This window comes from Zobellia barbeyronii (assembly GCF_018603515.1).
Classification (GTDB): Bacteria; Bacteroidota; Bacteroidia; order Flavobacteriales; family Flavobacteriaceae; genus Zobellia; species Zobellia barbeyronii.
Genome location: NZ_JACATN010000003.1, coordinates 795,279 through 821,844, shown reverse-complemented (window position 1 = coordinate 821,844; position 26,566 = coordinate 795,279). Strand labels below are relative to the sequence as shown.

General features: G+C 36.6%; 27 protein-coding genes. 19 read left to right on the top strand and 8 right to left on the bottom strand.

What is annotated here, in order from left to right:
• Positions 1-294 precede the first annotated feature (294 nt).
• From HW347_RS12015 to HW347_RS11955, 13 genes are all read left to right on the top strand, one after another.
• A complete protein-coding gene (locus HW347_RS12015; protein WP_155597677.1) occupies positions 295-1,122 on the top strand; it encodes a prephenate dehydratase in 828 nt (275 codons plus the stop codon).
• Positions 1,119-2,264, top strand: coding sequence for a pyridoxal phosphate-dependent aminotransferase (locus HW347_RS12010; protein WP_214612058.1), 1,146 nt, complete (start codon positions 1,119-1,121; stop codon positions 2,262-2,264). The genes HW347_RS12015 and HW347_RS12010 overlap by 4 nt, the downstream gene beginning before the upstream one ends.
• A 23-nt stretch (positions 2,265-2,287) precedes the next feature.
• A complete protein-coding gene (locus HW347_RS12005) occupies positions 2,288-3,148 on the top strand; it encodes a prephenate dehydrogenase (RefSeq protein ID WP_214612057.1) in 861 nt (286 codons plus the stop codon).
• Positions 3,148-4,230, top strand: coding sequence for a bifunctional 3-deoxy-7-phosphoheptulonate synthase/chorismate mutase type II (locus tag HW347_RS12000; protein WP_214612056.1), 1,083 nt, complete (start codon positions 3,148-3,150; stop codon positions 4,228-4,230). The genes HW347_RS12005 and HW347_RS12000 overlap by 1 nt, the downstream gene beginning before the upstream one ends.
• A 249-nt stretch (positions 4,231-4,479) precedes the next feature.
• Complete coding sequence (rsgA, locus tag HW347_RS11995; RefSeq protein ID WP_214612055.1) at positions 4,480-5,433, top strand: ribosome small subunit-dependent GTPase A; 954 nt, start codon at positions 4,480-4,482, stop codon at positions 5,431-5,433.
• 35 nt (positions 5,434-5,468) lie between these two features.
• Positions 5,469-5,921 (top strand): D-aminoacyl-tRNA deacylase, encoded by a 453-nt coding sequence (dtd, locus tag HW347_RS11990; protein WP_214612054.1) that lies wholly within the window; start codon positions 5,469-5,471, stop codon positions 5,919-5,921.
• 80 nt (positions 5,922-6,001) lie between these two features.
• Positions 6,002-7,912, top strand: coding sequence for a DUF3857 domain-containing protein (locus tag HW347_RS11985; RefSeq protein ID WP_214612053.1), 1,911 nt, complete (start codon positions 6,002-6,004; stop codon positions 7,910-7,912).
• Between the two features lie 30 nt (positions 7,913-7,942).
• Positions 7,943-10,006 carry a DUF3857 domain-containing protein gene (locus tag HW347_RS11980; RefSeq protein ID WP_214612052.1) on the top strand — a complete coding sequence of 688 codons (2,064 nt, stop codon included), beginning with the start codon at positions 7,943-7,945 and terminating at the stop codon, positions 10,004-10,006.
• A complete protein-coding gene (locus tag HW347_RS11975; RefSeq protein ID WP_194533891.1) occupies positions 9,972-10,298 on the top strand; it encodes a nucleotide pyrophosphohydrolase in 327 nt (108 codons plus the stop codon). The genes HW347_RS11980 and HW347_RS11975 overlap by 35 nt, the downstream gene beginning before the upstream one ends.
• 104 nt (positions 10,299-10,402) lie before the next feature.
• The gene (locus HW347_RS11970) at positions 10,403-11,632 is read left to right on the top strand and encodes a 3-phosphoshikimate 1-carboxyvinyltransferase (RefSeq protein WP_214612051.1); all 1,230 of its coding nucleotides are present in this window, start codon (positions 10,403-10,405) and stop codon (positions 11,630-11,632) included.
• A 171-nt stretch (positions 11,633-11,803) separates the two neighbouring features.
• Entirely contained in the window at positions 11,804-12,853 is a 1,050-nt protein-coding gene (gene queA / locus HW347_RS11965) for a tRNA preQ1(34) S-adenosylmethionine ribosyltransferase-isomerase QueA (RefSeq protein ID WP_214612050.1), read from the top strand.
• Positions 12,854-12,941: 88 nt separating this feature from the next.
• Entirely contained in the window at positions 12,942-13,982 is a 1,041-nt protein-coding gene (gene rlmN, locus HW347_RS11960; RefSeq protein WP_162524556.1) for a 23S rRNA (adenine(2503)-C(2))-methyltransferase RlmN, read from the top strand.
• A gap of 178 nt (positions 13,983-14,160) precedes the next feature.
• Positions 14,161-15,138, top strand: a complete 978-nt coding sequence (locus HW347_RS11955; RefSeq protein ID WP_214612049.1) for a polyprenyl synthetase family protein — start codon at positions 14,161-14,163, stop codon at positions 15,136-15,138.
• A 120-nt stretch (positions 15,139-15,258) separates the two neighbouring features.
• On the opposite strand, the gene HW347_RS11950 is transcribed toward HW347_RS11955, so the two are convergent.
• Positions 15,259-15,867, bottom strand: coding sequence for an SIMPL domain-containing protein (locus HW347_RS11950; RefSeq protein ID WP_214612048.1), 609 nt, complete (start codon positions 15,865-15,867; stop codon positions 15,259-15,261).
• Positions 15,868-15,925: 58 nt separating this feature from the next.
• A complete protein-coding gene (locus HW347_RS11945) occupies positions 15,926-16,351 on the bottom strand; it encodes a hypothetical protein (protein WP_214612047.1) in 426 nt (141 codons plus the stop codon).
• Between the two features lie 170 nt (positions 16,352-16,521).
• Between HW347_RS11945 and dnaG the strand changes: the two genes are divergently transcribed.
• Positions 16,522-18,501 (top strand): DNA primase, encoded by a 1,980-nt coding sequence (gene dnaG / locus HW347_RS11940; protein WP_214612046.1) that lies wholly within the window; start codon positions 16,522-16,524, stop codon positions 18,499-18,501.
• An 87-nt stretch (positions 18,502-18,588) separates the two neighbouring features.
• On the opposite strand, the gene HW347_RS11935 is transcribed toward dnaG, so the two are convergent.
• Together HW347_RS11935 and nadE are read right to left on the bottom strand one after the other, a co-directional pair.
• Complete coding sequence (locus HW347_RS11935) at positions 18,589-19,218, bottom strand: response regulator (RefSeq protein ID WP_155597664.1); 630 nt, start codon at positions 19,216-19,218, stop codon at positions 18,589-18,591.
• A gap of 168 nt (positions 19,219-19,386) precedes the next feature.
• Positions 19,387-20,175, bottom strand: coding sequence for an NAD(+) synthase (gene nadE, locus HW347_RS11930; protein ID WP_214612045.1), 789 nt, complete (start codon positions 20,173-20,175; stop codon positions 19,387-19,389).
• A 71-nt stretch (positions 20,176-20,246) separates the two neighbouring features.
• On the opposite strand from nadE, the gene gldB reads away from it, so the two are divergent.
• Together gldB and gldC are read left to right on the top strand one after the other, a co-directional pair.
• Positions 20,247-21,230, top strand: coding sequence for a gliding motility lipoprotein GldB (gene gldB / locus HW347_RS11925; protein ID WP_214612161.1), 984 nt, complete (start codon positions 20,247-20,249; stop codon positions 21,228-21,230).
• A 1-nt stretch (position 21,231) separates the two neighbouring features.
• A complete protein-coding gene (gene gldC / locus HW347_RS11920; RefSeq protein WP_194533900.1) occupies positions 21,232-21,564 on the top strand; it encodes a gliding motility protein GldC in 333 nt (110 codons plus the stop codon).
• 9 nt (positions 21,565-21,573) lie between these two features.
• Here the strand turns inward: gldC and HW347_RS11915 are convergent, their stop codons facing one another.
• Both HW347_RS11915 and bla read right to left on the bottom strand, forming a co-directional pair.
• Positions 21,574-22,287: a pirin family protein gene (locus HW347_RS11915; protein ID WP_214612044.1), complete on the bottom strand. Its 714-nt coding sequence runs from the start codon at positions 22,285-22,287 to the stop codon at positions 21,574-21,576.
• A 30-nt stretch (positions 22,288-22,317) separates the two neighbouring features.
• Positions 22,318-23,070 (bottom strand): subclass B1 metallo-beta-lactamase, encoded by a 753-nt coding sequence (bla, locus tag HW347_RS11910; RefSeq protein ID WP_214612043.1) that lies wholly within the window; start codon positions 23,068-23,070, stop codon positions 22,318-22,320.
• A gap of 49 nt (positions 23,071-23,119) precedes the next feature.
• Between bla and HW347_RS11905 the strand changes: the two genes are divergently transcribed.
• Positions 23,120-23,500: a GTPase gene (locus tag HW347_RS11905; RefSeq protein ID WP_214612042.1), complete on the top strand. Its 381-nt coding sequence runs from the start codon at positions 23,120-23,122 to the stop codon at positions 23,498-23,500.
• Here the strand turns inward: HW347_RS11905 and yihA are convergent.
• Together yihA and HW347_RS11895 are read right to left on the bottom strand one after the other, a co-directional pair.
• Positions 23,497-24,114: a ribosome biogenesis GTP-binding protein YihA/YsxC gene (yihA, locus tag HW347_RS11900; protein ID WP_214612041.1), complete on the bottom strand. Its 618-nt coding sequence runs from the start codon at positions 24,112-24,114 to the stop codon at positions 23,497-23,499. The two genes, HW347_RS11905 and yihA, sit on opposite strands and share 4 nt — an antisense overlap.
• Positions 24,115-24,152: 38 nt before the next feature.
• Positions 24,153-24,917, bottom strand: coding sequence for an alpha/beta fold hydrolase (locus tag HW347_RS11895; RefSeq protein WP_214612040.1), 765 nt, complete (start codon positions 24,915-24,917; stop codon positions 24,153-24,155).
• 254 nt (positions 24,918-25,171) lie between these two features.
• Between HW347_RS11895 and mraZ the strand changes: the two genes are divergently transcribed.
• Both mraZ and rsmH read left to right on the top strand, forming a co-directional pair.
• On the top strand, positions 25,172-25,645 hold the full coding sequence (mraZ, locus tag HW347_RS11890) for a division/cell wall cluster transcriptional repressor MraZ (RefSeq protein ID WP_194533906.1): 474 nt from the start codon (positions 25,172-25,174) through the stop codon (positions 25,643-25,645).
• Entirely contained in the window at positions 25,623-26,528 is a 906-nt protein-coding gene (gene rsmH, locus HW347_RS11885) for a 16S rRNA (cytosine(1402)-N(4))-methyltransferase RsmH (protein ID WP_225901909.1), read from the top strand. The genes mraZ and rsmH overlap by 23 nt, the downstream gene beginning before the upstream one ends.
• Positions 26,529-26,566 lie beyond the last annotated feature (38 nt).

Sequence of the window (26,566 nt, the reverse complement as noted above, 5' to 3'; positions counted from 1 at the left end):
AAATTAGAGCACATCCTGATTGCGAGTTATATATAAAATTGAAAAAAATGTGCTCTATCAGTTTATTTTTAAATTTAATTGTTACTTTAGCCGAAGTTTAAGTGTGTTATGACAAAGCAATTCTTTTTTAGCGGTTTTTATTTTTACTTCTTTTTTAAGAGAGGTATGGGACTGTTGTAAAATATTGCATGATATAAACAAATTAAAGTCCCGTGTAAAACGGGACTTTTTTTGTTCAATACCTATTCGGAATTTCAGTTAGAAAATTTGTCGTCACCAGGAAGAAAGCCAGTTATGAAATTAAAAGTAGCCATTCAAGGAATTAAGGGATCCAACCACCACCAAGTGGCCCGTGAGTATTTTGACGATAATGTGGATATGGTTGAATGCATGTCATTTGATTTCTTGGTGGACCAACTGCTGAAAAAAACAGCAGATATTGGAGTAATGGCTATTGAGAACTCTATAGCGGGCTCAATCATCCCTAATTATGCATTGGTTTACCATAAAGACTTGCATATTGTAGGTGAGCATTACTTGAACATACATCACAATTTGATGGTCTTAAAGGGACAAAAAATATCTGATATAGAAGAGGTTCGTTCACACCCAATGGCTTTATTGCAATGCAAGGAATTTTTTGGCGATTATCCGCAGATTAAAATGGTGGAAGATGTAGATACAGCTGAAACTGCAAAGCGTATTCAGGACCAACAATTAACCCATATTGCAGCAATAGCACCGGCAGTTGCTGCCAGTTTATATGATTTGGACATCGTAGCGGACAACATACAGACCATTCAAAATAATGCAACCCGTTTTATCATTGTAAAAACAAAAAATAAGGAGCTTCCAAAAGAGGAAATTAACAAAGCTTCGTTACGCTTTGTTACAGACCATAAACGCGGGAGTCTTGCTGCTGTGCTTAACGTAATGAGCGATTGCAGATTGAATTTAACAAAAATACAGTCGTTACCCATAATAGAGACACCTTGGAAGTATGCCTTTTTTGTAGACGTAACTTTTGACGAATATGACAATTTTGACAAGGCAAAAGCACTGTTGAACATCATGGCCGAAGACTTTAAAGTGTTGGGTGAATATAAAAATGCTAGAATATGATACGGACGGCAAATCGTTTACATACAGTTGAAGAATATTACTTCTCAAAGAAGCTTAGAGAGGTACGTGGTTTGATTGCCGAAGGAAGACCTGTTATCAATATGGGTATCGGTAGTCCTGACTTGGCTCCATCCGAAGCAATAATCAAAAGTATTCAAGATGCTGTTTTAGAAAGTGGCGCGCATCAGTACCAAAGTTATCAAGGTTTACCTGAGTTAAGGGAGGCTGTAGCTGACTTTTATAGTTTAAAATTTGGTGTTACGTTAGATGCATCTACGGAGATTTTGCCTTTAATGGGCTCCAAAGAAGGCATTATGCATATTAGCATGGCTTTCTTGAACGAAGGCGATGTAGCTTTGATTCCTAATCCAGGATATCCAACATATACGTCGGTTACGAAATTGGTGGGAGCAGAGGCTAAATATTATAACCTGACCGCGGAAAGCGGATGGTTTCCAGATTTGGAAGAATTACAAGAGCATGATTTAACCAAGGTTAAAATTATGTGGACGAGTTATCCACATATGCCAACTGGAGCAACGGCCACAGAGGCTCAGTTTAAAAAGTTGGTTGCTTTTGCCAAAAAGAACGATATTCTTTTGGTGAACGATAACCCGTACAGTTTTGTGCTAAATGATTCACCAGCCAGTATTTTGGCTATTGATGGCGCAAAAGATGTAGCGTTAGAACTCAATTCACTAAGTAAGACCTTTAACATGGCCGGATGGCGCGTAGGAATGGTTTTAGGAAATGCAGAGCATATTAATGCGGTATTAAAGGTGAAAAGTAACATGGATTCCGGTATGTTTTACGGAATACAAAAAGGAGCCATTGAGGCGCTGAAAAGCGGTCAAGAATGGTTTGATAAGTTGAATGAGGTATATAGCTCTAGAAGAGCGTTAATGTATCGATTAGCGGACAAGTTAAATTGTACCTACGATACTGATGCTGTTGGGATGTTTATTTGGGCAAAATTGCCGGAAGGAAGCAAATCTGCCGAGGAATTTATAGACGAGGTGCTGTATGAAAAGAATCTTTTCATAACCCCAGGAACTATTTTCGGAAGCAATGGCGAAGGTTATATTCGTTTCTCATTATGCGTTACGGAAGATAAAATAAAAGAAGCAATTAGTCGGTTTTAGACAGGCGAATTAGAGTTGATAAAATGAACGTTTTTATAGTTGGTGTTGGGTTAATAGGAGGTTCTTTCGCAAAGGACATCAAACGCCTGCGTCCAGAGAGCAAAATTTACGGGATAGATACAAGCGCTTCGCATATAAAGGAAGCCTTAGATTTGGGTGTAATCGATTTAGAATCGAGTTATGCAGATTTAGCACTTGCCGATATGGTCATTGTGAGTATTCCTGTAGATGTAATGATTACGGAGCTTCCAAAGATATTGGATGCAGTAAATGATAATTGTGTGGTTTTTGATGGTGGGTCTACAAAAAGTTTGATTTGTAAAACATTAGATGCACATCCAAAGCGCAGAAATTATTTAGCAGCGCATCCTATTGCAGGTACCGAGCATTCAGGTCCCAGGGCAGCTATTGAAAATTTATATGTAGGTAAGACCAATATTATTTGCGAGGTAGAGAAAACAGCTTTCAAACTTCAAGAAAGGGCTTTAGAGCTTTTTCAAGAGATTGGAATGCGTATTAGGTATATGAATCCAGAAGCACATGATAAGCACATTGCATACGTGTCGCATTTGTCACACATCAGCTCTTTTATGTTGGGAAAGACTGTAATTGATAAAGAGAGAAATGAACGTGATATTTTTGACATGGCGGGCAGTGGTTTTGAGAGCACGGTTAGGTTAGCAAAGAGTTCACCGGCCATGTGGACGCCTATTTTTGAACAGAATAAAGAGAATGTGGTCGAAACATTGACCGAATATATACAGAACCTTCAGGAGTTTAAACAACTGTTGGAAAAAGGAGATTACAAGGGCATTTTTAACGAAATGAACGACACTAATAAAATAAAGGAAATTTTAAACGGAATACCACTAAACAAGAAGTAATGGAGAATTCAAAAGAAATGAGAACATGGTTGGATGATATGGGTTTAGACCATCCACTAGTAATAGCAGGGCCATGTAGTGCTGAAACCGAGGAACAAGTGTTGCGTATTGCTCACGAGTTAAAAGATACCGATGTAAATTATTACCGTGCGGGTATCTGGAAGCCAAGAACACGTCCTGGTATGTTTGAAGGCGTTGGTGCTATTGGGTTAAAATGGTTGAAGAAAGTAAAAGAAGAGACTGGCTTAAAAACGGCTACAGAGGTTGCTAACAGAGCCCACGTTGATCTAGCTTTAGAGAATGATGTTGATCTTCTATGGATAGGAGCACGTTCTACTGTAAGTCCGTTTATCATGCAAGAAATTGCAGATGCTTTAGAAGGTACAGATAAGATTGTATTGGTGAAAAACCCAGTTAACCCAGATTTAGCCTTATGGTTAGGTGGTATTGAGCGTTTGTATACTGCTGGTATAAAGAATTTAGGAGCTATTCACAGAGGTTTCTCTACATATGAGAAAACAAAATACAGAAACATTCCAGAATGGCAATTGGCTATTGAGTTTCAAAATAAGTTTCCAGATTTGCCATTGATCAACGATCCATCTCACATTACAGGTAAGCGTGATATGATTTTTGATGTTTCGCAAACTGCACTTGATTTGAACTTTGATGGTTTAATGATCGAGACTCATTTTGACCCTGATAATGCTTGGAGTGATGCTGCTCAGCAGGTAACACCAGCAAAATTAGTACAGATCATGAGAGATTTGAAAATCAGAAAAGAAACTAATAGTGAAGCAGATTACAATGCTAAGTTGAGCAACTTAAGAGCTCAGATAGATATTCTTGATAATCAGTTGCTAGAGGCTATGGGCAAGCGTATGAAAGTTTCAGATGGTATTGGTGAGTTGAAAAAACAAAAGAACGTAGCGGTGCTACAATCTAACCGATGGAACCAAATTCTTGGTGCTATGATTCTTGAAGGAGAATCAAAAGGATTGAGCGAAGAATTTATTCTTAAGATGTTCAAAGCTATTCACCAAGAGTCAATCAATCATCAAGAGAAGATTGTAAACGGATAGTATTAGTTATATGTACATTTATAAGAACACGGCTTGCCTTCTGGTAAGCCGTGTTTTTTTATGGTGTTTTTGTGGTAGGAATATGAGATTTTTCTTTCTAAACAAGCTCCTGTTTCACTCTTCTAGAAATGTTGCTAGAAGTGTAAGTAAACTATATGAAATTAACAAAACCTTTTAACGACCTAATAAAGGCCATGTTTAGCGTAAAAAAGCGTTATTTTGCACTCTACTTGAAAACCAAGTAAATGCATGAAAGGAATCGTATATAAATCTACTGGGAGTTGGTATACCGTAAAAGCACAAGATGGTGAATATTACGAATGCCGTATTAAGGGTAAGTTCAGGATTCAGGGTATTAAAAGCACGAATCCTATAGCGGTAGGCGATACAGTGGGGTTTGAGATTGAACAATTGGGCGATGCTACTGTAGGAACCATTCATAGTATTGATGACCGTAAGAACTACATCATTCGGAAATCGGTGAACCTTTCAAAGCAAACGCATATTATTGCAGCCAACCTAGATCAGGTGTTTTTGCTTGTTACGTTAAATAACCCAACAACCCACACTGTTTTTATTGACCGATTTTTGGCAACTGCAGTAGCTTATGATATTCCTGCGGTTTTACTCTTTAACAAAGTAGATAGCTACGCTATTGAAGAATTGGGGGAGATTAAGTACTTGGCTGAACTTTATAGAAAAATAGGGTATACCTGTGTTGGTATTTCGGCTAAATCCGGTAAAAATGTAGATAAGGTAAAAGAAATGATGCTTGATAAAACCAGCATGTTCGCAGGTCATTCGGGTGCAGGTAAATCTACATTAGTAAACACTCTAGAGCCTAAACTCGATATAAAAACTAAAGAAATTTCCGGGCAACATCTACAAGGGCAACATACCACAACGTTTGCTGAAATGTTCGATTTGGATTTTGGTGCTCGTATAATAGATACCCCTGGTATTAAGGGTTTTGGTATCGTTGATATGAAAAAGGAGGAGATAGGGGATTACTTTCCTGAGTTCTTCAAACTTAAAGGAAATTGTAAGTTCAATAATTGCTTACATATAGACGAACCTAAATGTGCCGTAAAGGACGCATTGGAGAATGATGAAGTAGCCTGGAGCCGTTACAGAAGTTATGTGCAAATGGTAAATGGCGATGATGAGAATTATAGGGTTGATATTCATGACGTTAAAAAGTAGCGTTTAGAAGAATAAGAAATATCAGATTAGGAGCAATGCGAGCCATTATTCAGAGAGTTTCAAGAGCCAGTGTAACAGTAGACGGCAAAATAATTTCAGAAATACAAAACGGACTTCTAATATTACTGGGCATTGAAGATGCAGACAGTCAAGAAGATATTGAATGGCTATCTCGCAAAATCACAAATCTTAGAATATTTAATGATGCTGATGGTGTCATGAACGAATCGCTTATAAATAGTGGAGGAGATGCCATTGTCGTAAGTCAGTTTACCTTGCATGCCGCTGTTAAAAAAGGCAATAGACCCTCTTATATAAAAGCATCAAAACCTGATATTGCTATTCCGTTATATGAAAAGTTTATAGCTCAAGTAGAAATAGATTTAAGCAAGAAAATCGGCACAGGTATTTTTGGTGCAGATATGAAGGTAGATTTATTAAATGATGGTCCTGTTACTATTGCAATAGATACAAAAAACAGGGAATAACGTAGTTTCGTCGATTTTTTTCTTCAATTTGTAAGAAAAATGTGTGTTTTGTGCTAGATTCCCACAACCAAACACAATCAATGCGACTATCGTTATTATTCCCTCTATTATTCTTGAGCTTTCTTTCCTATGCACAAGAATTAAAATACAATTCCCTTTTTATTAATAAAACTTTGACGGATAACGCAAATGCCGTTGTTCGTCTAGATCAGTTGGATGTTGAAATTCTCTCTCAACAAAAAATGACCGTTAAGAATAAGCAGGTTATTACCGTACTGAATAAACTAGGCAATCGTAATGCTCGAAACGGTCTGGGATATGATAGTTCAAAGAAAATAAAGAGTATAAACATTGTGGTCTACGATGCAGTTGGTAACGAGATTGAAAAAATCAAGAAAAAGGATTTTAAAGACGTAAGTGCCGTAGATGGCTTTTCACTGTATATTGACTATCGCAAACTGTATTATAATTACACTCCTATAAGTTATCCATACACTATTCAATTTAATTATGAATACGAAACATCGGATACCGGGTCTATTCCCTCTTGGTATTTTTTAAGCGGATTTACAGTAAGTGTTGAAAAAAGTCATTATTCCATAGTGTATGCAGATGCAGGTCAAAAACCCGTAATCTATGAAAAAAATCTAGAGAGTTTAGAATTTGATAAAAAGGAAACAAATAATTCTATAACCTACACGGCCCATACTATTCCGGCCATGAAAAGGGAAGGTATGAGTCCGTCTTTTGAGAAAATCAGTCCTAAGTTAATGGCACGAATACCTAATTTTCATTATAAAGGATTTGATGCTTCTATTGATAACTGGACGGACATGGGTTCTTGGGTAGATAACAAGCTTTTATCAGGTAGAGATAAACTAAGTCCGCAGACTGTAGCAAAAGCAAAGGCTCTAGTTTTGGGGGTAGATGATGATCTTGAAAAGGCTAAAATCATTTACAAATACGTTCAGGATAATACAAGGTACATTAGTGTTCAAATTGGTATTGGCGGCCTTCAGCCTATCTCTGCTATTGATGTTGATAAGGTTAAATATGGTGACTGCAAAGGTCTTTCTAACTATACCAAGGCACTTTTGAAAGAAGTGGGTGTTGCATCCTACTACGCTGTGGTAGAAGCTGGAGGAGATAAAGTTGATTTTGAAGATGATTTTGCTGATTTAGCCCAGGGCAATCATATTATTTTAGCCATCCCTTATAATGAAACTTACTACTGGGTAGATTGTACATCCCAGATTCTCCCGTTTGGATATATTGGGACTTTTACGGACGATAGAAAAGTGATGATTGTAAAACCTGATGGAGGAGAAATTGTAACGACCACGGCTTACGTCAATGAAGATAATTATCAATCCATAGAAGCGTCATATGAATTAAAGCCTGATGGTAGTATTTCCGGAGAGACACATCTTGTCACAAAAGGAAGCCAGTATAACGCGCATTTTAGGTTAAAGGAAAAAACCGAAGAGGATGTTGTAAAGCAGTTTAAGAGTAGGTGGAGTTCAATTAATAATCTAACTATCACAAACTATCATTTTGATAACAATACAAACGATGTAATCTTTACTGAAGATATTTCACTTAATGCAACAAACTATGCTTCAATAAGTGGAGATAGAATTCTATTTACCGCAAATGCGTTCAACAATCAAAATGTTGTGCCTGATCGTTATCGCAACAGAAAATTGCCTTTTGAAATTCAAAGAGGGTTTTTAGATGAAGATAGCTTTGCAATTCAACTTCCTGCAGGGTACATAGTAGAGGCGCTTCCAAACGCTAAGAAAATTGAAAATGAATTTGGCACGTATTCCGTAAGTTTTGAGCAGAATGCAGATAATCATTCTGTGAAATACAAAAGAAGGTTTTTGCTCAAAAAGGGATTTTATTCAAAAGATAAATACAAGGAATATCGCAATTTTAGAAAAGAGATTGCCAGTACGGATAATTCACAGATTGTTCTTCTTAAAAAATAACCAAACCACCGTAATAAAAAAACCATACGTATGATACAACTTCGAACAACCGTTTTGTTAGTTCTTCTTGCCATTTCATTTTCTGGTAACGCGCAGGAATTTAAATTTGGAAAAGTTTCCGAAGAAGAGTTAAAAGAGACCTTTAATCCTCGCGATTCTTCTGCAACGGCAACCGTTTTGTATAGAAGTAAGGATATTAGATTTAATTATATCCAAGGAGCTGGATTTAGTGTCGTTACAGAAGTATTTGAAAGAATTAAAATTTATGATAAAGCGGGGTTTGATTACGCCACTGTGTCTCAATCTTTGTACAGAAATAATAATGATATAGAAACTGTTTCTGGGTTAAAAGCATATACCCATACATTGAAGAATGGTAAAATTGAAAAGAGCAAAATGGAAAAATCTGCTATTTTCACGACAGAATTAAATAAGTATAGAAATGAAGAAAAATTTACGCTTCCAAATGTAAAAGAAGGTTGTGTAATTGAGTATCAATATAGAATAACATCTCCCTTTTATTATTCAATAGATGAAATTGCACTTCAATATGACATACCTATAAAACAACAAGAAATCAGTATTTCAGCCCCAGAGTATTTTGTTTTTAAACCAAACATGAAAGGATATCTAGCGGTGAATCCAAAGTATAGCACAAAGTCTGATAAAATAAATTTCACAAATAAATCTAGAACTACAAGTGGTGGGGGATGGGGAGTAACATCTACAGAATACTCTGGTCAAAGCATAGATTATAAAGTGAATATTACTAATTATAACATGACCAACATACCTGCTTTAAAAGAGGAGCCGTTTGTGAATGCTATGAATAATTATAGGAGCTCTGTTAATTATGAACTTCAGTATGTGAAATTTCCTCAGCAACTACAGGAAAACTATACCACCACATGGGAAGATGTAATTAAGAAAATATATGAAAGTGATAATTTTGGAGGGCAATTAAAATCTACAAGATATTTTAAAGATGAGCTTGAGGTTTTACGGGGTGAAACATCTACCGAGACTGAATTGATGGGGGCTATCTTCTCACATGTACAGGGGCGCATGAATTGGAATAATATTTACGGATATTATGTAGATAAAGGAGTGAAAACTGCATATAAAGAACAGTCTGGTAATATTGCAGATATAAACCTTATGTTAACAGCAATGCTCCAAGAAGCTGGCCTAAGCGCTAGTCCTGTATTGGTAAGTACACGAAGTCATGGGGTTCCTATGTCTCCTACTAGAGAAGGTTTTAACTACGTAATTGCTTCGGTTGAAATAGATGGGAATCTAATATTGTTAGATGCAACCAATAAGTATACTAGGCCTAATTTGTTGCCAACAAGAGCGCTAAACTGGTTTGGAAGGAAAATCCAAAAAGATGGCTCTATAGTTTTGGTAGATCTTTTTCCTAAAAACCTTTCTGAGGAAAGTGTACAGTTAAGTATTAACTTAAAAGAAAATGGGAGTATTGAGGGGAAAGTAAGACATAGTAATAGAGACTATAATGCCTATTTGTTCAGAAATAAATATGCCAACAGTGTAGAAGATGATTACCTAGAGAAATTGGAAAACAAAAACAATGGAATGGAAATATCTGATTACTCTATTAAAAATAAAGGCAGTATGGGAAAACCTGTTTTAGAGAGTTATAGTTTTTCGCTAGACAACCAAGCAGACGTTGTGGGTGATAAGATATACTTTTCGCCTTTATTTCATCTTGCGATGAACGAAAATCCTTTTAAACTGGAAAAAAGAGAATATCCAATAGATTTTAGCTTTCCATGGAGAGAAAAATATACCGTGAACATAGCGATTCCTGAAGGTTACAAAATAACATCTTTGCCAGAAAGTGCAAACATGACAATGGTTGATAATATAGGAGGATTTCAATATCAAGTTTTAGATAATGGAACAGCAGTACAACTTAGGGTTGATGTTAAGATAAACCAAGCGGTGATAGCTGCAAGCTACTACAACGGCTTAAAAGAATTGTTTAAAAATATCGTTGAAAAACAAACAGAAAAAGTAGTTTTATCAAAAATTACTTCTAATGGAACTACAGAAAGCTCAGGAAAGGGTAGATAACTGGATTAAAGAGCATGGTGTTCGTTACTTTAACGAACTTACTAATATGGCGCAACTTACGGAAGAAGTAGGTGAGGTGGCTCGTATAATAGCTCGTAGGTACGGAGAGCAGAGTGAAAAAGAGTCGGACAAGAACAAGGATCTTGGAGAAGAACTAGCCGATGTCCTTTTTGTAACGCTCTGTTTAGCGAATCAAACAGGTGTTGACCTTCAAGATGCTTTTGATAAAAAACTCGATTTGAAAACAAAACGAGATCATGACCGTCATCACAATAATGAAAAGCTTAAATAGTGCTATATTTGGCAACTTGAATTTTACCCTGTGTACACTGGGGTAGAGAGGTAGATTTGGAAGCAAATCTACCTATTTTAAGAATCTATTAAAGAGAACAGCTTTTGAAACTACACCTATCCGCTCCGTCAAACAAATTACTACATAATAACATTCAGATTACCGGCTCTAAAAGTGAATCTAACCGGTCTTTGTTGTTGCAGGCGTTATACCCAAATATTAGCATAAAAAACCTTTCAAATTCAGATGATGCTGAGGTTATGCAAAAGGGACTTAAGATAGAGAACGGCGTAGTAGATATTCATCATGCTGGTACTGCAATGCGTTTCCTTACTGGGTATTTTGCTTCGCAAGAAGGAAAAGAAGTAACCCTTACTGGATCGCAACGTATGACCGAAAGACCTGTAAAGGTTTTGGTAGAGGCGTTGCAGAGTTTAGGTGCGGAAATTTCGTATGAAAAGAATGATGGATACCCACCAATTCGTATCAAAGGAAAAAAGTTGATAAAAAGCCAGGTAAGTCTACCTGCTAATATTAGTAGCCAATATATTTCTTCTCTTTTACTAATTGCTCCCAGCCTGCAAAATGGACTGGAACTAGATTTAGTGGGCAAGATTACATCGGTTCCTTACATAAAAATGACATTGGCTCTTTTGTCTCAAATTGGGATAGAAAATTCTTTTGAAGGGAACACAATCAAGGTGTCACCAAAAGCAAGTGTTGATGACGTTAGTTTAGTTGTGGAGTCCGATTGGAGTTCTGCTTCTTACTATTACAGTATTGTAGCTTTGAGTGAGGTAGGTAGTGAAATTACCTTATCTGCATATAAAAATAATAGCCTCCAAGGAGATAGCGCACTTCAGGAGTTATATACCGAATTTGGTGTAGAAACTCAATTCGAAGGGAATAATGTAATTCTTAGAAAAATTGAAAACCCGAAAGAGCAAAAGGTTCAATTTGATTTAAGCAATGCACCTGATATTGCCCAAACCATAGCTGTTACTTGTTTTGGTTTAGGAATGGAGTGTCATTTAACGGGTTTGCATACCCTTAAAATTAAAGAAACTGATCGCTTGGAAGCATTGCATACAGAACTTTCAAAACTTGGTGCAAACATTACGGTGACGGAAAAAGAGTTGACATTAAGTTTGTCTGATACAATGAATGCAGACATTGCAATAGATACTTACAATGATCATAGAATGGCCATGGCATTTGCTCCTTTAGCAATGAAAGTACCGTTGTTTGTTAACGATGCAGGAGTAGTTTCAAAATCATACCCAGACTTTTGGAAAGATTTAGAGAAATTGGGATTTGTCTCAAAATCTATATAAATATTTAATAATCAAGTTTTTACGGTTTTGTTTTTGCTTTTTTGCAATAAGTTGGTTAATTAATTGATGATTGTAAAAAGGTAAGTGTCAATATAATCGCTGTTTTACTTGACAACGCCTATTCGCACATCGTATATTTGCAACCGCAAAACACTTAACTAAATTTCATAGATGAAACTATCGCACTTCCATTTTGAATTACCTGATAATTTATTGGCCGAGTATCCTGCAGAAAACAGGGATGAGTCCAAATTAATGGTTATTCACCGTGAAACCGGAAAAATAGAACATAAAATGTTCAAAGACCTTATCAATTATTTTGATGAAGGCGATGTAATGGTTTTGAATAACACTAAGGTTTTTCCTGCTCGTTTATACGGGAATAAAGAGAAAACTGGTGCAAGAATCGAAGTGTTTTTGTTGCGTGAGTTAAACGAAGAACAACGTCTTTGGGATGTTCTTGTTGATCCAGCTCGTAAAATACGTATCGGTAACAAGTTGTACTTTGGAGAAGATGAGACGTTAGTAGCTGAGGTTATAGATAACACAACATCTAGAGGTAGAACATTGCGTTTTCTTTATGATGGTTCTTATATCGATTTCAGAAGAAAACTTCGTGAATTAGGTCAAACTCCATTGCCAAAATACATCAAGAGAGATGTAGAGCCGGAAGATGAGGATCGTTATCAAACTATATATGCAAAGCATGAAGGAGCTGTTGCGGCACCAACTGCAGGTCTTCACTTCTCAAAGCACTTATTAAAGCGTCTTGAGATTAAAGGAATTGATTTTGCAGAAGTAACGCTTCATGTTGGTTTAGGTACTTTCAACCCTGTTGAGGTTGAAGACCTGTCTAAACATAAAATGGATAGCGAAGAACTTTTTATTGATGAGAAAGCTACAGAGATAGTTAACAATGCTCAGAAAAAGAAAAAACGTATTTGTGCTGTAGGTACTACGGTAATGCGTGGACTTGAAAGTGCAGTTTCTTCACAACATACATTGAATACGTTTGATGGTTGGACAAATAAGTTTGTCTTTCCTCCATACGAATTCAGTATTGCAAACTGTATGGTAACTAACTTTCACTTGCCTAAATCAACTTTGTTGATGATGGTATCTGCTTTCATAGGTCATGATTTAATGAAGAAAGCATACAAAGAAGCCATTTTAGAGCAGTACAAGTTCTATTCTTATGGTGATGCAATGCTAATTATCTAGTTTTACCAAACTGGTAAAAACATAAATTTTTTAAAACCCTTCTTTATATTTTATTGAAAAGTATAGAAGGGTTTTTAGTTTCTAAAATGTGAAGGCACAAAAAAAGGACATACGGGCACTTACCAAAGAACAATTACGCGATTTCTTTGTTTCTAATGGAGACAAGGCTTTTCGTGGTAATCAGGTATATGAATGGCTGTGGCAGAAAGCTGCTCATTCTTTTGAGGGGATGACTAATCTCTCAAAGGAAACTAGAGATATGCTGGAAGCTAATTTTGTGATCAATCACATTAAGGTAGATTTAATGCAGCGTAGTAATGACGGCACGATTAAAAATGCCGTTCGTTTGCATGATGACCTGGTAGTAGAGTCGGTTCTTATTCCAACTAAAACTAGAACTACAGCTTGTGTATCTAGTCAAGTAGGTTGTAGTCTTGATTGCCGGTTTTGTGCAACATCGCGTTTAAAGCGTATGCGTAATCTAAATCCTGATGAAATTTACGATCAGGTGGTTGCCATAGATAATGAGAGTCGCCTGTATTTTGACAAGCCTTTAAGTAATATTGTTTTTATGGGTATGGGCGAGCCGCTCATGAATTATAATAATGTATTGAAAGCCATAGACAAGATAACTTCTCCAGAAGGCTTAGGTATGTCTCCTAAACGTATTACTGTCTCTACATCTGGTGTGCCCAAGATGATTCGTAAGATGGCAGATGATGAGGTGAAGTTTAAATTGGCGGTTTCATTGCATTCTGCTATTGATGAAATCCGCACGTCAATAATGCCTTTCAACGCTACTTTTACTTTAGCGGACTTAAGAGAAGCATTGGAATATTGGTATTCTAAAACAAAAAGTAGGATTACCTATGAGTATGTTGTTTGGGAGGGAATTAATGATTCTCAGTCTGATGTGGATGCCTTGGTGAGCTTCTGTAAATTTGCGCCTTCAAAAGTGAATCTTATAGAGTATAACCCTATAGATGATGGAGAGTTTCAGCAAGCATCAAATGGTGCAATAGATATGTACGTGAACACCTTGGAAAGAAATGGTATAGTGGTAACTGTGCGACGGTCTAGAGGTAAGGATATTGATGCAGCTTGTGGTCAATTGGCCAATAAACAATAAGGCGTTAAATTTCTGTACTTATATCTTTACTTCAAATTGTAAGTATTTCTCACATTGAAATTCATATTGGGAGTAACTGATATGCTTTTTGTGATTACTGCTGCAAGCATACGATGTACTCTTTTCTTTTTACCTAAATTTATGCGCTTAAAATAGGTAGCAAACAAAACTCGATTTTTTGAAAATAGTATCGCAAATTAAGGAACCTGTAAACCACGAAATGGAAATTTTCGAGGAAAAGTTCCGTGAGGCGATGTCTTCAAAAGTTGCGCTACTGAATCGCATAACCTATTACATTGTAAATCGAAAAGGGAAGCAAATGCGACCCATGTTCGTATTTCTTACGGCCAAAATGCTCAACAATGGTGAAGTTAACGAACGCACCTATCGTGGTGCATCGGTAATAGAACTCATTCATACTGCCACATTGGTTCATGATGATGTAGTTGATGAAAGTAATAAACGCCGAGGCTTTTTCTCTATAAATGCACTTTGGAAAAATAAGATTGCTGTTTTGGTGGGTGATTATCTGTTGTCAAAAGGACTTTTGCTGTCTATAGATAATGAAGATTTTGACCTTCTTAAAATTATATCTGTTGCAGTACGCGAAATGAGTGAGGGCGAATTATTGCAAATTGAAAAAGCAAGACGTTTAGATATTACCGAAGATGTATATTATAATATCATCCGTCAAAAAACGGCAACCTTAATTGCTGCGTGCTGTAGTTTAGGAGCTTGTTCGGTTCAGCCACAATCATTAGATGTGGAAACTTTTAGAAAGTTTGGAGAACTTTGTGGCATGGCTTTTCAGATAAAAGATGATCTCTTTGACTATGGAGATGAGAAAATAGGGAAACCTACGGGAATAGATATTAAAGAGCAAAAAATGACATTGCCTTTAATACATACACTTAATATTTGTTCAAAATCTGACAAGAAGTGGCTTATCAATTCGGTAAAAAACCATAATAAAGATAAGAAGCGGGTCAAAGAAGTAATTGCCTTTGTAAAGGATAGCGGAGGCTTAGATTATGCTGTTCAAAAAATGCTACATTTTAAAGAAGAAGCATTAAAAATACTATCTACCTATCCAAAATCAACCTATAGAGATTCACTTGAATTGATGGTGAACTACGTGGTGGACCGAAAAAAGTAATGTTATAATCCTACTAGGTTTTATTTGACTTCAAAAATGTCAGCATAAAAAACCTCCGTAAAAATACCATGATTAAGTATATTCTACGAAGGCTTAATTTTTCTACTAAATAATCATTCTTTACAATAACTCAAAGGAGACAGATAAGTAATACATTTTCTTCTGTTCTGAGTTTCCGTAGTACATAGATTCTACTATTTTCTGTGAGTTCGTATCATTAATATAGATTGCTTTTCCAATTTTTCTTCCAATTTTTTGAGCAATAGCTGTCGCTTTAGCCTTAGCGTCATCAAAAGCAAGTTTTGCATACTCTGCCATTTGCATGTCGCTCAATTGAGCTTCAAGGTTCGTATCCGAGCGTGTAACGCCAATGGCTTTTACATTAAGAAACTTCTGCATTTCTTCTAAGGATTTCGTTTTGAACTCGTACACGGTGCCTTCTTTTTCATAACCCAAAAGTGCATAATAAAGAGGAACTTCTTTAAGCTGCTCCTTCTCTATGCCTGCTTTGGTCAAATTTTCCATATACCTAGTTTTTACTTCTTCAAGGTTCATGGTCTGTGTGTCGTAATACACGTTATTTAGACTTACGATCATCTTGCTAGAATATTCTGGGGCAATACTAAATTCGTAAGCGCCATTAACGTTAATGTTGTTTTGCAAATTATTTTGAGCGAAAGCCATAAATGAGAAGACCATTAATGCAATGCTTGTTATTACTTTTTTCATGATGTTATTTTTATGAAGTTGTTGATTTAAATATTTAACGGTTTTTGTAGATAGAAACTTATGCTACAGAGAATAAAAAAGAGGCAATAATCATCCAACTTCCTACGGCTATGCCTAAAAGCCCTAGTTTTCCTTGCTTAGGAGCAATTCGTTCCCTTAGCTCTTCTGCTTTAACACGCGCCGCTGCATTATTGGATAAGAAGAATTTGTTGATAAGACCTGAGCCCAACATGAAGCCTAATCCTGCAGAAACTATATTGCCTGCTAAAAAAGTGATCCACCAAACAGGTGATGTGCTTAGCCATCCTAAATTTAAAATGGCTGTAATGATGCCCCAGACTCCCCAGAAGCAGAATATAATGCCAATCCAGCCTTGGTAGGGTTCTACTTTTTCTAAGAGTTCTTTTGCGTTTGGTTTTTTTGATAATAATAAAGATGGTACAGCTACGATACTTAATAATACTAATGCAATTCCCCAGATCATAATTTTGTTTTTTAAGTTTGTAATAGGGTTAAAAATCTATGGTACAAAGTTGAGATAATGAGTCCTGGTTAAATTCCCTTTTGCTAGCGAAAATGATATCCCTGAAAATAGGGGGTAGCTCTTTTCTGTTTATCTTTGTTGGATTCGTTTCCACATAAAAATCTCAAAATTTGATTTCAAAAAATACAATTGATAAAGTTTACGAAACCTCCCGTTTAGAGGAGGTTATTGGCGATTTTGTACAATTGAAAAAATCAGGGTCTAACTTTAAGGGACTTAGTCCTTTTTCAGATGAAAGATCACCAAGTTTTATGGTGTCTCCCGTGAAGCAAATTTGGAAGGATTTTAGTAGTGGAAAAGGGGGCAACGTGGTGGCTTTTTTAATGGAACACGAGCATTTTACTTATCCGGAAGCCATAAAGTACTTGGCTAAGAAGTATAATATTGAAATAGAGGAGACCGAGCGTACTGATGAACAAAAGCAAGAAGCAGATGAGCGCGAAAGTATGTATCTCGTTTCGGAATTCGCCCAGAAGCACTTTGCTCAAATGCTATGGGATACAGAATTAGGGAAGGCCATTGGTCTTAGCTATTTTAAGGAAAGAGGTTTTACGGAAGAGATTATAAAGCAATTTAATTTAGGTTATTGTCTTGATCAATGGGATGGTTTTACAAAGGCAGCTTTTGATAAAGGGTATAAATTAAAGTACCTGGAACAAACGGGTCTAACTATTGTCAAAGAAGACGCACAGAACCCAAACAACCCTAAGACGTTTGATAGGTTTAAAGGTCGGGTAATGTTCCCTATACACTCTATGAGCGGTAGGGTATTGGGTTTTGGAGGTCGCATTCTTGGAAATGATAAAAAGGCAGCCAAATATCTTAATTCTCCAGAGAGTGATATCTATCATAAAAGTAAGGTGCTTTACGGGATTTATCATGCCAAGCAGTCTATAGCCAAAGAGGATAATTGCTATTTGGTGGAAGGGTATACAGATGTTATTCAGTTTTATCAAAGGGGAATCCATAATGTGGTTTCGTCTAGTGGTACGGCATTGACACCTGATCAAATTCGCTTGATAAATAGGTTGACTAAAAACATCACTGTTCTTTTTGATGGGGATGCAGCCGGTCTACGGGCATCTTTGCGTGGTATAGATTTGATTTTGGAACAAGGAATGAACGTTAAGGTCTGCACTTTTCCGGAAGGAGAGGATCCAGATAGTTTTGCCAAGAACAATGCGCTAGAAGATGTTCAACTTTATTTAGAAGAAAAATCACAGGATTTTATACAGTTTAAAGCGGGGCTTTTGGCTCAAGAAGCAGCCAATGACCCTATAAAGCGTGCGGATACGGTTAGGGATATCATACAGAGTATTTCAAAAATACCCGATGCTATAAAGCGGGAAATTTATATTCAGGAGTGTGCTAATATCATGAAGGTATCGGAAGGTGTGCTATTTAGTACATTGGCACAAATGGGTAAAAAAGAGTCCTCGGATGCTTCTAAAAATCAAAGACCAGAGCAGAAAGCTTTTGATGTAGTTAAGAACGAAGCTCCGCAGGAAAAGGTAGATGTGCAATATTTGTTAGAGCGAAAGATTATAGAGTTATTGTTGTTGTACGGAGGTGAAAAGGAAGAGTTTGAAGATTTAGTACTGAAAGAAAGTGAATCGGGAGATTTGGTATTGGAGCCGGAATCTATTGAAGCTAAAGTTTACGAAAAGATTTATTTAGATCTTCAGGATGATGAGATTGAATTGGCCAATGAGCAGTTTAGGCAGATTTATTCTAAACTTATTGAAGCATTGAACCAAGAGGCAGATTTTACTATTAGTAAATTTCTGAGTGGCCTGGATCAACAGTTGGTATCCGAAATTTCTTCAATCTTAATGGAGGAAGAAAAATATACATTACATAGTTGGGAACGGAAAGATATCTACCCTAAAAAAAAGGAAGTAGGGGTAGCGCAGTTGGTAAGCGAGACTATTTTGACCTTACGTTGTTTTCTTATTAAAAAGCGCATGACCGCTTTGCAGGATAATACCAAAGAAAGCGTAGAAGATCATAGGGAAACCCTAGAGGAAATCATGAATTATTTACAGCTTAATAAGCTGCTAAATAAGAAATTGAATAGAGTATTTTCTTAACTATTACTTCGTGAACCTTAAAAATTAGGCACAAAAAAACCCTAACGGAAATCATCAGGGTTTGTACGTGTTACGAATGTAAACTTTCTAATAAAGTTCTAGTGCTTTTGCTTGTTGCAAAAGATCTACCATGTTGTCAACGTTCAATTTCTTCATCAAACGAGCCTTGTAGGTACTCACTGTTTTTTCGTTTAAGTTCAAACCGATGGCAACATCTTTGTTACGCTTTCCGCTGGCCAATAACTTAAGTACTTCAACCTCACGAGTAGAAAGTTTTCTAAAGAACCTTCTTGGTTTCTGTGTACCTTCATCAAAAGCTAAACGTTGCGCTAGTTCATTTGTAATGAACATATTGCCTTCGCTTACTTTTTTTACTGCTGTTATGATGTAGTCTATGTCTGAAGCTTTTGAAAGATATCCAAAGGCACCTGCGCGAATTGTACTTAGTGCATATACGTCTTCAGATTGACCGCTATACATTAATACTCTAACACTCGGGTACTCTTTTTTGATTTTCCGCAGCGTGGCGATTCCGTTAATTTCCGGAATGTCCATCTCCAGCATTACTACGTCAGGATTTACACTCTCCAATTTTTCGAAGAGTTCAGAAGTAGTGGCTACCGCACCCACCATTTCAAATCCATTAGCAGATTCAAGAACATTTGTCACTCCCATTCTAATAATAGGATGGTTGTCTGCAATCAATACTTTAATCATGTTGATAGTTTTAATCTAGATTATAAACGTTCATCGTACGTCTAAAATACTGACATGCAATGTAAGGTTTAAAAATCTAATTCTTTAAACAAAACTGGTGTTTTTTTCACCAAATAGGCATGTTTTATGAATATATTCGATTAGTTTACCATATTTACGGATAAATTGCTAAAAAAGCGTGTGCGGAATTTCGCAAACAGGTATAGGATTCATCTTGTGCTTGTTAGCTGTATTAAGTTTTGTGTAAATAAGAAAGACTTCCTTCTCTCTGTCAGTAAAATCGCTTTCAGTTTTACCTTTATCTTGCATTTTCATAGCCCATTCCAACTCAGGGTAGCTTGCTCCTATCTGATCTTCGTCTGTTCTATCATCACCCCAAAGCCCATCTGTAGGGGCCGCCTTTTGAATGTCAATATTGATATTCAAATAGTTGGCTATTTCATAAACTTGAGTCTTTAAAAGGTCGGCAATAGGGCTTAAATCTACTCCTCCATCACCATATTTGGTGTAAAATCCTACACCAAAATCTTCCACTTTATTTCCTGTACCAGCCACTAAATAGCCTTCTAAAGCAGCAAAATAATAGAGGGTAGTCATCCGTAAACGTGCTCTGGTATTCGCTAATGACATAAAACGCTCTTCCTCATTTTCTACTGCAGGAAGGGTCGCTACGAGGCTATCAAATACGGGAGTAAGGTTGACTGGTTGTCTTTTTACCTTATCAAAATTGGTCTGAAGCCAGTCAATATGTTTTGAAGCGCGAGACGCTTGGTTCTCTGCTTGGTGTATGGGCATCTCTAAGCACATAAGCTCAAGACCGGTTTTGGCGCATAGCGTAGAAGTGACCGCTGAGTCTATTCCTCCGGATATTCCTATGACAAAACCTTTCATATTTGCATTTACTGCATATTCTTTTAACCAGTTTACTATGTAATCTACTACCTTTTCTGTCTGCATAGGATTGTCATTATGTCTAGATCGACTAACTTTGTGAGCTTAAAAATAACGTCTTGCAGTTAAATATTGAAATGTATCGGAAATTACTTTACAATTATGTCCCTGTTTTTGCCATTTTTATAATTTCAGTCCTGTTTTTGGGCTGTAATGAGAGTCCAAAGGTCTCTGAAGATGTCAAGAAGATAAATGTGGAACTACAAGTAGATAGGTTCGATTCTGAGTTTGCTGCTGCAACTCCAGAGGGTCTTGCTGCTTTAAAGGGTAAATATCCTTATCTGTTTCCAGTACAGTATTCAGATAGTATTTGGGTAGCTAAAATGAAAGACACCATTCAGATAGAACTCTTATCTGAAGTAGAAAAAACGTTTTCAGATTTTTCTCAGGAAGAAGAATCCTTAGAGCTTTTGTTCAAACATATTAAATATTACTATCCACAGTTTGATACTCCAAAAGTAGTTACGGTAATTTCAGATGTGGATTATACCAATCGTATTATCTTAACAGATACCCTTTTGCTTATTGGGTTGGATAATTATTTGGGTCCCGAACATCGTTTTTATCACGAAATCCAAAATTATATAAGTGCAGATTTGGATAGTCAATATTTGGCTGTTGATGTGGCAAGCGCCTTTGCTAAAAAGGTAGTGCCTAGACCTCAAGAACGTACATTTCTTGCGCAGCTTATTTATTATGGAAAAGAGCTGTATTTGAAAGATGAATTACTTCCTTTAGCAACCGATGCTCAAAAAATAAACTATTCAGAAGACCAGTTCTTATGGGCAGAGGCCAATGAACAGGCTATTTGGCGTAATTTTATAGAGAGTGAATATCTATACAGTACAGAGAATACTTTGGCCAGACGATTTTTAGATCCGGCCCCATTTTCTAAATTTGGATTAGAGTTGGATAATGAATCACCGGGGCGTATAGGTCGCTATATAGGATGGCAGATTGTACGCTCTTTTATGGATAAGAATGAGGTAACGTTACAACAAATGTTGAGCTTGCCAGCAGAGGAAATATTTAAAAAATCAAATTACAAACCAAGAAAATAATATGTCAAAACTTCATACTTCAGAAATAACGTTAAGGGTAGGTTTAGATGAGAATCAAGTACCTGAAGAGCTTACTTGGTCTGCACAAGATGGCGGTATAGAGAATGAAAAGGCAAAAGCTATGCTTTTATCTGTTTGGGATAGTAAGAATCAAGAGTCGCTTAAAATTGACCTTTGGACAAAAGATATGCCTGTTGATGAAATGAAATTGTTTTTTCACCAAACTTTGGTTTCGTTGTCGGATACTTTCATGAAAGCCACTCAAGATGAAAAAATGACGGCTACCATGAAAGATTTCTGTGCATACTTTGCTGAAAAACTAGATTTAAAATAATACCTATTGTTAGTTGGCCATAGGTACTTCCATCAGTAGAATTTTTGAATTTTCGTTGTAAGTGATGTCAATTTTATCTGTCTCTTCAATACCAAGGCCATCTCTTTTTTCTAATGTAACGCCGTTCACGGTACATTTTCCTTCTAATAGAAAAATGTAAACTCCGTTGGCGGTGTCTTTTAGAGTGTAGGTGCTTGCTTCGTCTTTATCAAACTCTCCTAAGCTAAACCAAGCGTTTTGATGAATCCAAATACCTTCGTCATTTGTATTGGGAGAAACAATTTGCTGTAAGTTGTTCTTTAGACTGCCCTGAGCTAGAGTAATCTGATCATAACGAGGGGTAACATTAACCTTGTTAGGAAGAATCCAAATCTGCAGGAACTTTACCTGTTGGTTGCGGCTTTTGTTCTTTTCGCTATGTTGTATCCCTTTTCCTGCGCTCATGGCCTGTATATCGCCTTGGCGAATAACCGTTGTGTTTCCCATGTCATCTTTGTGTTCCAGGTCACCTTCTAAGGGAATGGAGATGATTTCCATATTGCTATGTCCGTGGGTGCCAAAACCCATGCCTGCAGCTACCTCGTCATCATTTAAAACTCGTAATACACCAAAACTCATCCGGTCTGGATTATTATAACTGCCAAAGCTGAAAGTGTGATAGCTGTTAAGCCAGCCATGGTTGGCATGACCTCTGGTATCTGCTTTGTGGAGTGTAGTGCGCATAAGGGTTATAGGGTTAAGTTTATAAATGTTCTATTTTGGAGATTGTCCTGTTTTAAATAGAGTAATGGTATAATCCAGTAATTCTATGTCGCCATAATCCCCGTGTCCTGGAATAACGATTTTAAGGTCTGGATAAGCTGTTTTTATTTTTGCAATAGTCTTACTCCATTCCTCAATATTCGCATCGCCAAGATAGCCTTTGGTAGCGTTGAGCGATTTAACGGGGCAACCTCCAAAGAGTAAATGCTCGCTGGGTATATAGCTTACAATATTGTCTTTAGTGTGTGCTTCTCCAAAATGCCTATTAATTATTTTTTTATTTCCAAGAGTCAGTTCCTTTTCTGTGTCAAAACTAATTTGTGGGACTGGATTACCTTCCTTTTTGGCGAGCTCTATGGTTGCATTATTTGCATAAGATGGAATGTTTAGTTCATGAAAAGCTTCTATGCCTCCAAGGCAATCATCATGAAAGTGATTCGCAAATACCGCTTTTATTTTGTGCTGCTTAGTTTTTGTAATCCACTGTATCAGTTCGTTTGATGTTTCCTTGTCGGTTGGTGTATCAAAAACTACAGCTTCACCGTCATTCATATAAACAAGTCCATTGCAAGCTACCTTTCCATAGTCGTCCGTAGATAAATAGGAGATGTGAATGAAGCTATTTTTGGAAACAGGAATTATTTTTAAGGTTTCGCTACTGTAAGTTGTGCGGGTTTTGTGTGACTTACAGCTCAGCAGCGTGAAAGCGAAGAACAAAATTAATATGGGCAATTTGTAGGTCATATTTCATGTTCTTTTCAGTTATATAAATATATAGTTTTACCTTACAATAATGAAAAATTTAGATATTCAAAAGCTCATTTTTATTTATAATGCAGATTCAGGTTTAAAAAATGGATTGTTAGATAGTGCTCATAAAATTTTGAGCCCAAGCACCTATGATTGTAATTTGTGCGACATAACTTTTAGAGTTTTTACGGAAGATAAGGTTTGGAAAAAATTTAGAGAGCAAACCAATCTAGAAATGGAGTTTCTACATAAAGACGAGTATAAGAAACAGTATGCTTCTAAATTTGGAAACAAGTATACTTTTCCTATTATACTAGCTCAGGTAAATGAAGATTTGCAAGTTTTTGTGAGTACTGAGGAGATGAATACTCTTGAAGATGCAGAATCGCTAACGAAAATTATTCAAGAAAGAACAAAAGCTTAAATCTTAGTGGCTTTAAAAAAGTCGGTGTTTACTTTGTCTATGAAATTTAATACATCATCACGGCCATAGCCTTTAGATGATGACGTGATAAAGTAGGAAGGAGCTTCCTCCCAAATACCGTTCAATAATTCAGCAATGTATTTGTTTACATTTTCTTCTATTATTGCAGGCTTCAATTTATCGGCCTTTGTAAAAATAATAGAGAATGGAATATTATTTTCGCCCATCCACTCCATAAACTCCATGTCTATTTTCTGTGGTTCATGACGGATATCTACTAAAACGAAGGCACATACCAATTGCTCACGTTTTACAAAATAATCGGTTATATATTTTTGAAAAGTACTCTTACTCTTTTTGGAAACACGGGCATAGCCATAACCTGGTAAATCTACCAAAAACCAATTTTCATTAATTTTAAAGTGATTTATCAGCTGTGTTTTCCCAGGCCGACCGGAAGTCTTTGCTAGGCTTTTTCTTTCGGTAAGACTATTGATTAATGAAGATTTACCTACATTAGAACGACCGATAAAGGCATATTCTGGTAGGGGCTCGTTGGGGCATCTTGCCACATCGGTATTACTAATTATAAACTTTGCCGATTTAATGTGCACCTTGTAAATTTATTTTAAGAAGCTTGTAGTAGCGGTGGTTAAAATCCTCGTTTGGTTAACCAGCCGTCTAAAATTTCGTTGAACTTATCTGGGTTTTCCATCATTGGAGCGTGTCCACATTTCTCAATCCAGAACAAATCAGAATCGGGTAGTAGCTCATGAAAAAGGTCTGCAACATCAGGAGGTGTAACAGTATCGTTTTTCCCCCAAATAATACATATTGGCGTATTCATTTTAGGAAGGTCGCTAGCCATATTATGACGGATGGCACTTTTTGCAATGGCCAAGGTCTTTAAGGTTTTTACGCGGTTGTTTACAGTTGCAAATACCTCGTCTACAATTTCTTTAGTAGCAATAGAGGGGTCATAAAAAACATCCTGTGCTTTTTTCTTTATAAACTCATAGTCACCTCTTCTTGGGTAACCGTCTCCCATAGCGCTTTCATACAATCCAGAACTTCCGGTTATAATAAGTGCCTTTACAAATTTAGGATAGAGTTTGGTATGCAAAAGACCTATATGTCCTCCAAGAGAATTACCTAATAATATAACATCTTTTAGCCCTTTGAACTCAATGAATTTAGCTAAGAATTTAGCAAATTGCTTAACGTTCGTCTTAAGCATTGGCATGTCATAAATAGGTAGTTCTGGTATGAGGATTTTATAACCTTTGCTAGGAAAGTATTCGGAAACACCTTGAAAATTACTAAGCCCTCCCATAAGACCGTGTAAAATAATGATAGGTGTTCCTTCACCTATTTCTATATACCGGAATTTTCCTTCTGTAATTAAATTTTCTTCCATTCAAGATACTTCTTGGTCTGTTTGTCAAAGATAGGCATTATCCTATTATGACTTTAATACAAGTATAGACCAATAAAGCGAGAATTGACTATAATTTTTCATTCTAGACCTAAAAACACACTTTTTTAGGGTAAAATTTTGAGTAGAATTTATGCCCAAAACCCACTAGTTATTAACAAAGTGGTAATTAGTGGTAAAATGTGGTAATAAAATGTGTAGTTTTGAGTTATAGTATTGTAAAACAGCTTTTTTAAGTGATAAATTTCATTGGAACATACGATTGTAAGGCCGATGCCAAAGGTAGGGTAATGATCCCGGTTGCCCTAAAAAATCAGATGTCTCCTATTTTAAATCAAAGTTTTGTCATCAAAAGGTCTGTTTTTCAGCCATGTCTAGAATTGTACCCTATGGAGGAGTGGAATCTACTTATGGAGAAGATGAACAAGAAGAACCGTTTCAAGAAAAAGAACAACGATTTTATCCGTCGTTTTTCTGCTGGTGTAAAGGTTATTGAAATAGACGGCACAGGTAGAATGTTGATTCCTAAAAACCTTGTCGAGATTGCTAATATCTCTAAAGAGGTTGTTTTGAGTTCAGCAATCAACATTATTGAAATTTGGGACAAGGATAGTTACGAAAAAGTATTAGAAGAAACCGCAGAGGATTTTGCCGAATTAGCAGAAGAGGTAATGGGCGATGACGGAGATGACGAAAGCTATGTATCATAATCCAGTTTTATTAGAGGAGTCGGTAAACGGGCTCAATATTAAGGAAGACGGAGTCTACGTTGATGTCACTTTTGGTGGCGGCGGACACTCTAAACAGATATTAAAACAGTTGGGGAGCAAAGGGAAACTATTTGCTTTTGATCAAGATGAAGATGCACTTGCAAATACTTTAGGAGATGAGCGGTTTACGCTAATCAACGAGAATTTCAGGTTTGTCAAGCAGTTTTTGAAGTTCTATGGTGTTCGGAAAGTAGATGGAATTTTGGCCGATTACGGTGTTTCATCGCATCAGTTCGATAAAGCGGAACGTGGGTTCTCAACTAGGTTTGATGCGGATTTGGATATGCGTATGAGCAAAAGAAATCTTTTGTCGGCCTACGATGTGGTTAATACTTATGATTATGATGATTTAAGAAAGGTTCTTTTTCAATATGGCGATTTGCGAAATGCAAATGCTATGGCAAAGACCATTCTGGCGAAAAGAGAAGAGGAGCCCATCAAAACAACTGAAAAATTAAAAGAGGTGTTGCGGGCATTTTTGCCCAATGCAAAGGAACATAAAATATTGGCTCAGATATATCAGGCCATTCGTATTGAGGTTAACCAAGAGATAGCGGTAATTGAAGAGTTTTTGCTTCAAACACCAGAATTGTTAGATGTAGGTGGGCGGTTAAGCATTATCAGTTATCATTCTTTAGAAGATAGGCTGGTGAAGCGCTTTATACGAGAAGGACAGTTTCAAGGAGAGGCTCCAAAAGATTTTTATGGAAATATAGATGTTCCGTTTAAAAAAGTTGGGCCATTAATAGTTCCGTCCAGAGAAGAAATTTCAAAGAATAATCGCGCTCGCAGTGCCAAATTAAGAATTGCGGAACGCATATAAGTATTGAAGTAAGAAAATTAAAAAGAGAGAAGAAAGAC

Excerpts from the sequence above, each read along its gene's own strand:
- HW347_RS11950 (WP_214612048.1), bottom strand. The coding sequence starts at position 15,867 with ATGAAAAAAGTAATAACAAGCATTGCATTAATGGTCTTCTCATTTATG.
- HW347_RS11985 (WP_214612053.1), top strand. The coding sequence starts at position 6,002 with ATGCGACTATCGTTATTATTCCCTCTATTATTCTTGAGCTTTCTTTCC.
- bla (WP_214612043.1), bottom strand. The coding sequence starts at position 23,070 with ATGACCTACAAATTGCCCATATTAATTTTGTTCTTCGCTTTCACGCTG.
- HW347_RS11935 (WP_155597664.1), bottom strand. The coding sequence starts at position 19,218 with ATGATTAAAGTATTGATTGCAGACAACCATCCTATTATTAGAATGGGA.
- HW347_RS12015 (WP_155597677.1), top strand. The coding sequence starts at position 295 with ATGAAATTAAAAGTAGCCATTCAAGGAATTAAGGGATCCAACCACCAC.
- HW347_RS11975 (WP_194533891.1), top strand. The coding sequence starts at position 9,972 with ATGGAACTACAGAAAGCTCAGGAAAGGGTAGATAACTGGATTAAAGAG.
- nadE (WP_214612045.1), bottom strand. The coding sequence starts at position 20,175 with ATGCAGACAGAAAAGGTAGTAGATTACATAGTAAACTGGTTAAAAGAA.
- HW347_RS12000 (WP_214612056.1), top strand. The coding sequence starts at position 3,148 with ATGGAGAATTCAAAAGAAATGAGAACATGGTTGGATGATATGGGTTTA.
- HW347_RS11980 (WP_214612052.1), top strand. The coding sequence starts at position 7,943 with ATGATACAACTTCGAACAACCGTTTTGTTAGTTCTTCTTGCCATTTCA.
- dtd (WP_214612054.1), top strand. The coding sequence starts at position 5,469 with ATGCGAGCCATTATTCAGAGAGTTTCAAGAGCCAGTGTAACAGTAGAC.
- gldC (WP_194533900.1), top strand. The coding sequence starts at position 21,232 with ATGTCAAAACTTCATACTTCAGAAATAACGTTAAGGGTAGGTTTAGAT.
- rsgA (WP_214612055.1), top strand. The coding sequence starts at position 4,480 with ATGAAAGGAATCGTATATAAATCTACTGGGAGTTGGTATACCGTAAAA.
- HW347_RS11905 (WP_214612042.1), top strand. The coding sequence starts at position 23,120 with ATGAAAAATTTAGATATTCAAAAGCTCATTTTTATTTATAATGCAGAT.
- gldB (WP_214612161.1), top strand. The coding sequence starts at position 20,247 with ATGTATCGGAAATTACTTTACAATTATGTCCCTGTTTTTGCCATTTTT.
- HW347_RS11915 (WP_214612044.1), bottom strand. The coding sequence starts at position 22,287 with ATGCGCACTACACTCCACAAAGCAGATACCAGAGGTCATGCCAACCAT.
- rsmH (WP_225901909.1), top strand. The coding sequence starts at position 25,623 with ATGACGAAAGCTATGTATCATAATCCAGTTTTATTAGAGGAGTCGGTA.
- HW347_RS12010 (WP_214612058.1), top strand. The coding sequence starts at position 1,119 with ATGATACGGACGGCAAATCGTTTACATACAGTTGAAGAATATTACTTC.
- HW347_RS11945 (WP_214612047.1), bottom strand. The coding sequence starts at position 16,351 with ATGATCTGGGGAATTGCATTAGTATTATTAAGTATCGTAGCTGTACCA.
- HW347_RS12005 (WP_214612057.1), top strand. The coding sequence starts at position 2,288 with ATGAACGTTTTTATAGTTGGTGTTGGGTTAATAGGAGGTTCTTTCGCA.
- HW347_RS11895 (WP_214612040.1), bottom strand. The coding sequence starts at position 24,917 with ATGGAAGAAAATTTAATTACAGAAGGAAAATTCCGGTATATAGAAATA.
- queA (WP_214612050.1), top strand. The coding sequence starts at position 11,804 with ATGAAACTATCGCACTTCCATTTTGAATTACCTGATAATTTATTGGCC.